At 68.6% G+C, this 5,894-nt stretch carries 5 protein-coding genes and 1 pseudogene; 1 reads left to right on the top strand and 5 read right to left on the bottom strand.

Annotation, left to right across the window (positions count from 1 at the left end; all coding sequences use genetic code 11):
- From purD to RWR81_RS12025, 4 genes are all read right to left on the bottom strand, one after another.
- Positions 1–931: phosphoribosylamine--glycine ligase (gene purD, locus RWR81_RS12040; protein ID WP_314457973.1), on the bottom strand; the 931-nt coding region annotated here is incomplete at its 3' end.
- 99 nt (positions 932–1,030) lie between these two features.
- A complete protein-coding gene (locus RWR81_RS12035; RefSeq protein WP_314457972.1) occupies positions 1,031–2,539 on the bottom strand; it encodes a hypothetical protein in 1,509 nt (502 codons plus the stop codon).
- A gap of 272 nt (positions 2,540–2,811) precedes the next feature.
- Positions 2,812–3,591 (bottom strand): VOC family protein, encoded by a 780-nt coding sequence (locus RWR81_RS12030; protein WP_314457971.1) that lies wholly within the window; start codon positions 3,589–3,591, stop codon positions 2,812–2,814.
- 100 nt (positions 3,592–3,691) lie between these two features.
- Positions 3,692–4,519 carry an AraC family transcriptional regulator gene (locus tag RWR81_RS12025; protein ID WP_314457970.1) on the bottom strand — a complete coding sequence of 276 codons (828 nt, stop codon included), beginning with the start codon at positions 4,517–4,519 and terminating at the stop codon, positions 3,692–3,694.
- A gap of 264 nt (positions 4,520–4,783) precedes the next feature.
- Here RWR81_RS12025 and RWR81_RS12020 point away from each other — a divergent pair, with 264 nt between their 5' ends.
- Positions 4,784–5,329 carry a hypothetical protein gene (locus tag RWR81_RS12020; RefSeq protein WP_314457969.1) on the top strand — a complete coding sequence of 182 codons (546 nt, stop codon included), beginning with the start codon at positions 4,784–4,786 and terminating at the stop codon, positions 5,327–5,329.
- On the opposite strand, the pseudogene RWR81_RS12015 reads toward RWR81_RS12020, so the two are convergent.
- A pseudogene (locus RWR81_RS12015) lies at positions 5,317–5,894 on the bottom strand (hypothetical protein); the annotation flags it as partial. The gene RWR81_RS12020 and the pseudogene RWR81_RS12015 sit on opposite strands and share 13 nt — an antisense overlap.

Raw genomic sequence — 5,894 nt, 5'->3', positions numbered from 1 at the left:
CGAGGCGGCCGGTGGCGGCGGCGTGGAGCAGCTCGGGCAGGGAGGAGGTCAGGCGCGCCAGGACGGCCTGGGTCTCGGGGTCGCCGAAGCGCACGTTGAACTCGACGACGCGCAGCCCGCGACCGGTCAGGGCCAGGCCGCAGTAGAGCAGTCCGATGAAGCCGGTGCCGCGGCGGGCCATCTCGTCGACGACGGGCTGGGCGACCTCGCGCACCACCTGCTCGGCCAGGTCGGCCGGGGCCCAGGGCAGGGGTGAGTAGGCACCCATACCGCCGGTGTTGGGGCCGGCGTCGTCATCGAGGAGCCGCTTGAAGTCCTGGGCGGGGGCCAAGGGGCGCACGGTCGCACCGTCGCACACGCAGAACAGGGAGGCCTCGGGGCCGTCGAGGTAGTCCTCGACGACGACGCGGCCGCCGCGACTCAGGCAGGCTCGTCCGTGGACCAGGGCGACGGGGCGCTCGTCGGTGACGACGACGCCCTTGCCGGCGGCCAGACCGTCCTCCTTGACGACATAGGGCGCCCCGAAACGGTCCAGAGCGGCGGTCAGCTCGGCCTCGGTGGTGCACACGGCGGCCTCGGCGGTGGGCACGCCGGCGGCGGCCATGACCTCCTTGGCGAAGGCCTTCGAGCCCTCCAGGCGGGCGGCCTCGGCACCAGGGCCGAAGCAGGGGATCCCGACGTCACGCACGGCGTCGGCGACCCCGGCGACCAGAGGCGCCTCGGGGCCGACGACGACGAGGTCGGCCCCCATCTGCGTGGCCAGGGCGACGACCTCCTCGGGCACACAGGGGTCGATGTTGAGGTTCGTGGCGATGGCCGCGGTCCCGGGGTTGCCGGGGGCGACGACGAGCTCAGTGGTCTGCGGGTCACGGGCGAGGGCGCGGGCCAGGGCGTGCTCGCGCGCGCCGGAGCCCAGGAGCAGGATCTTCACGGCGTCAGCCTAGATGATGCTCGCCGCGTCACACCCGGTTCCGGGGCGCGCAGCCCGTCGAGTACCGGCGGATATGACCGGCCCGCGCCCTCGACCCGATCAGCCCTCACGGAGGTAGCGCGGGAGCGCATCGACGTGGGGACCGAGGTCGTCCTTGAAGGTCGGGGAGGTGACGATGTCCGGCCACGGCAGGGGCACGCTGTTGAGCTGGTGGTCGATGAAGTCGACGACGGCATCCGTCCTGCGGACGATGACGGCCAGGTTGTCGAGATTGATGATGTGGGCCCGTCCCAGGGCCTGGTTCCTCATCCGGCCGTCCGCATCGCGGTCCCGCAGGTAGAAGCCCTCGGCGACGAAGTGGTCGCCCACATAGACAGTGTGGCGAAGACTCGGCTCGGCATCCTCCTGGGAGGGGGACCCCGCCCAGAGGAGGCTGTCAGCGTCGTCGGGCAGCCACGGCTTCCTCACATCGACGAAGCCGGCGCTGACAAGATCCTCGGTGTCATCGAGCAGGGGGACGTGTATGCGTGAGACCAGTTCCTCGTAGGCGCGGCGGGTCGCTGCGGCCGGCACGGGAGCAGTGAGCAGCGGGGTGTCGACGAAGCCGCCGTCGGGAGCCGCCACCTGTCCAACCGGCACCTGGCCCGCCAGGCGCAGGGAGGAGTCCAGCAGGGCGCGGGCGTCAGGAGTCAGACCGGGGGCGGTCATGGCCCCGGCCCTGTCGACGAGCTCGTCGGCGGGACGTCGCCGCCCGCTGAGCACCTGGTCGAGGATACGACGCCGGTGAGCCTTGGCGAGGTCCTGATCGGCCAGGGAGAAGATCATGACGTCGAGGTTCCGCAGCGAGATCAGCTCCGGGCGCGGCTGCTCGTGGACACCCAGGTCGGCCAGGGCCTGCCCGATGCTCAGGCCTAAGACGTTCGCCCCAGCGCGCCCTTCCGGCCCTGCGGGGAAGGCCACTGCGGCGATGACGTCATCACGGTCGCAGAGCACCAGGGCGGGTTGGCGACCGTGGTGCAGGGGCGGCCGCGCAGGCGCCGAGCCGTAGGGCGCCCGTCCGCTCCATCCGACGCCGACGGCCCGGGGGTCGTCGGTGATGAAGACGTGACGGACTCGACCGGCTTCGGGCGCCAGGTGGGCCAGGAGGGCGTTTGCGACGGCGAGGTCCCGGGTGCCCCGAATGCTCAGGTCTCCCAGCGTCAGCGCATTGGCACCGGTGTAGACGGCCAGCTCCTGCGGCCAGGACGGCTTGGGGGTGGGGACCGGCTCGACCGGCACGGCCAGGTGCGGTGCGGCGAAGAGGTTTCCGAGGCGATCCCAGAGGGCCAGAACGTCGGGCCGTCGTCCCCGGATCGTGACGGTGGTGGAGGTAGGGCCCACATCCACCGAGACCGAGGGGCCTGATGATCGACCGTCCCCGACACCTTGCTGGAGGTCTTCTCTCAGCGCCGCTGCGAGAAGAGCGAGCGCGCCGATCTGCGAGGGGCCCTCGTCAACGGCGCCGTAATCGAGTGCGACACCAAGCCCCAGGTGATCGGGATCCTGTCGATCGGGGGCCAGAACCCGCCAGTCATGCCCCGCGTGGGTCACCCACTCGCTGCTGCTCACCCTTCCTCCTTCCGCCCCTGGGCCCGCAGAAATCCAGTCCGTGAGTCCAGCGGTCGCCGACTGCGGTCAGCCTAAAGGCTGATTCCGCTCCGCGGGGCTCAACAGCGAGCGCTCCCCATGGGGAGATCCACCCTGACGAGCCCACCCGGTGTCACCATAGGCTGAAGGGTTCCAGGCGGAATCAGCGGCGGACGGGGGAGCCGTCGTGGCAGGCGCGCTCACGAACGGCCGACCATCATGGAGTACACCGATGTGCCGGATGTCGGCACCCTTCAGGAGGTGAGCAGGAAGCGCGTCCCGTGCGGGTCGGCCACCTCAACCATGCGTCCGAACGTGAAGTCGATGGGCTCGACGATGACGGACCCACCGAGCTCGCGCACCCGCCGGGCGGCGGCGTCGGCGTCCTCGACTGCGAAGTAGATGCGCCAGCGTGAGGGGGCCTGCTCACCTCCGAAGTAGCCGGCCCGCCCGACGCCGCACACGGGGGCGCCCCCAACGATGCTCGTGTAGTAGGGCTGCTCCTGGTCGGCAATCGTCAACCGGCGGGTGGGCCATCCGGCCGCCTCCCGGTAGAAGCGCTCCGCGGACTCCAGATCGCCGGCCAGGACGTCGAACCACACCGGCATGCCCGCCCGGGAGGGGTAGGGGCCCTCGAAGTCCTCATCCTCCAGGAGCCCGACGACGTTTCCGTCGGGATCGGAGGCGAGGGCGTAGGCCATGGTCTCAGTGACGCCAGTGGGCTCCACAACGACACTGCCACCGGTCCTCTCGGCGGCTCCGGCTGCGGCGCGGACGTCGTCGACCATGAAGCTGACCCGCCAGCCGGAATCATCCGGGACCTCGGCGGCGGGCTCGAAGGATCCGATGAGCCGACCGTCGTGATGCACCTCGGTGGTCAATGGTCCGCCGGGTTCGGCGCGGGTGATCTCCCAGCCGAGAAGACCCCGGTAGAACGCGGCCGAGGCGTCGATGTCCGGCGTGTACAGCTCGATCCAGCAGGGAAAGCCGGCAAGACGCTCGGCGGTCGGGGCGTTGGCGGTGGTGTCGGTCATCAGTGGCTCCTTACGTATCCAGCTGCATGTCGAGGGACGTCATGACGCTCCATGACGGTAGACCGATAGGCGCTCCGGTACGACTCCGATCCTGCTGTCTTCAGACCACCATGGCCGCCAGGGCCACGAGGACCGCGGGGTCCCAGGGGAGGGCGGCGCGCACCGGAAGGGCGACGGGGGCGGCGACCGGAGTCTCAGGCACACGCAGTCGCGCGACGAGTGGGCTCGTGGGCGCCAGGTGCTCGCATGCGTCGGCGCCGTCGGGGAGGATGGTGGCGAGGATCCACGGGGCGTGGGGAACCACGGGAAGCTCGACCTCATCGATGTGTCGGCGCAGTGTCCCGGTGGCCGGTAGCCCGCTGGGGACGGGGCGGGGGAAGGTGCCGACCCACTGATAGGGGGCCGGTCCGAGCGCGCGGCGCATCTTCTCAGAGACGTCCGGGCGGACGCGAATCCTCTCCGCCGTCGGCACCAGGAGGCTCACGGCCGGCAGGGTTCGCTCGGCGATCCGGTCGGCGATACGGCGCAGGGCGCCAGGCGGGGTTCCGACGTCGCGCAGGAAGCGCCTGCTGAACGTGCCCACCGAGGTGTAGCCGACCTCGTGACAGGTCTCGGCCACGCCCAGGCCGTGGGTGACGAGGAGGTGCTTGGCCTCGTGCAGTCTCCAGGCACCCAGGTAGTCCATGGGCGAGGTGCCGACGGCGGCCGTGAAGACCCGAGTGAGGTGGGAGGGGCTGTAGGCGAGGCACGCCGAGAGGTCCCCGATAGTGACACGATCGCGGAAGTGGTTGCGCAGGTAGCGGGTGGCTCGCAGTGCCAGGTCGGCAGCGGTCTCGTCGAGCAGCTGACCCGTCTGTGCGCCGTCGCCGGCTGGGGCCGAGCGGACGGAGCCCGGCGATATGAGCCCGTCAGGTGGGTACTCGCACATGACAACACGTTACACAGGGGAGAACTCCGAACCGACGACTCGCGTCCCAGGGTACGGAACATCCTCACAACCCGCTCATGGTGAAGAAGCTGGGACTTCCCATATCGAGGGTCCACCAGCTGATACGCCGAAAAAGGCCACTCTGCGGGAAACCTGATTCGTTACGCTACGACGACAGTTGAAGCACGCCTAGAAAACGGATCGATGTCGACTCCCCAGAATCAGCCCCCGTACCAGCAGCCGTACCAGCCTCCCTATCAGGCTGTGCCTCCCTACGGACAGCAGCGCCCTCGTCCCACCCATGCGGGGAAGCTGGTTGCAGCGATCATCCTGTTCATCACCGGCCCATTACTGGGAGCGTTCATCGCGGGAATCGGTTCCGTCATCGTCGCCGCCAGCATCGCCACCGGCGGAGACATCATCGCTAACGGGCAGCAGGTCAGCCTGAGCAGCAACGAGGAACGGACCCTCTACGTACCGGAGGACGCCATCGTCAGCACCTGCACCGTCACCGCCCCTGACGGCAAGGAGGTCCCCGTCTCCCGCAGCACCGGATCGCATATCTCCAACAACAACGGCGACTACGAATCCGCCCTGACATTCAAAACCGCGAAAGCGGGAAACTACCGCGTCTCATGCGACGACCTGAGCGACACCGATACGGTCCTCGTGGGCGCCGGGCTCACCTTCCGCCCATTCATGTGGTCGCTCATGGCAGGGATCTGCGCCGGCGCGGTCTGCTGGATCATTGCAGCCGTCCTCCTCATCCGACGCCACCGGGCCCTCGCCGCGCAGACTCAAGCGGGCTGACCCCGACGCGGAACCGCTAAACCGATGCCTCGTTCGAGGATCTCGCGCTCTTTCTGCATGTCCGCATCCGGAACGGGAATATAGCGGCCGGTTTCTCGGGTGGCACCATGCGCGATGCCCCAGAGCCAGATCGCCTCGCATCTGGCGATCAGCTGCTCCTGCCGTTGCCGAAAGCTCCCCCACGTGACGCCGGCACCGTCCAGGGCGAAGTGCCGCCCGTTGGCACACACGATGAAGATCCGGTCCCCGGCGACGAACAGTCCGGAGCGGGACTCCGGCCAGGCGCAGGTCCTCCTCCCGGCACGAATTCCTCGGTCATCCACGACGACTCGCTGGAAGCATCCATAGATCTTGTATAAGGGGTAAACCATTAACACGGGAGCAAGAACAAGAAACAGCACCGCGTAAAGCCTATCCGAGTCACTCACCGAGGCTGTTTCATAGAATAACTGCTGAACGCTAATAAGGATGAACAGCACCCCCAATCCGATAAGGAAGAGTCCACCATTGCAGAGATGTTCTTTGACTCTGCGCCAGACCGGGGTGCAGAACATAAGACGACTCT

The sequence above is a fragment of the uncultured Actinomyces sp. genome, from assembly GCF_963526355.1.
Classification (GTDB): domain Bacteria; phylum Actinomycetota; class Actinomycetes; order Actinomycetales; family Actinomycetaceae; genus Actinomyces.
Note: the sequence above shows the minus strand (reverse complement) of the source record. Positions and strands in the feature narration are given on the sequence as shown.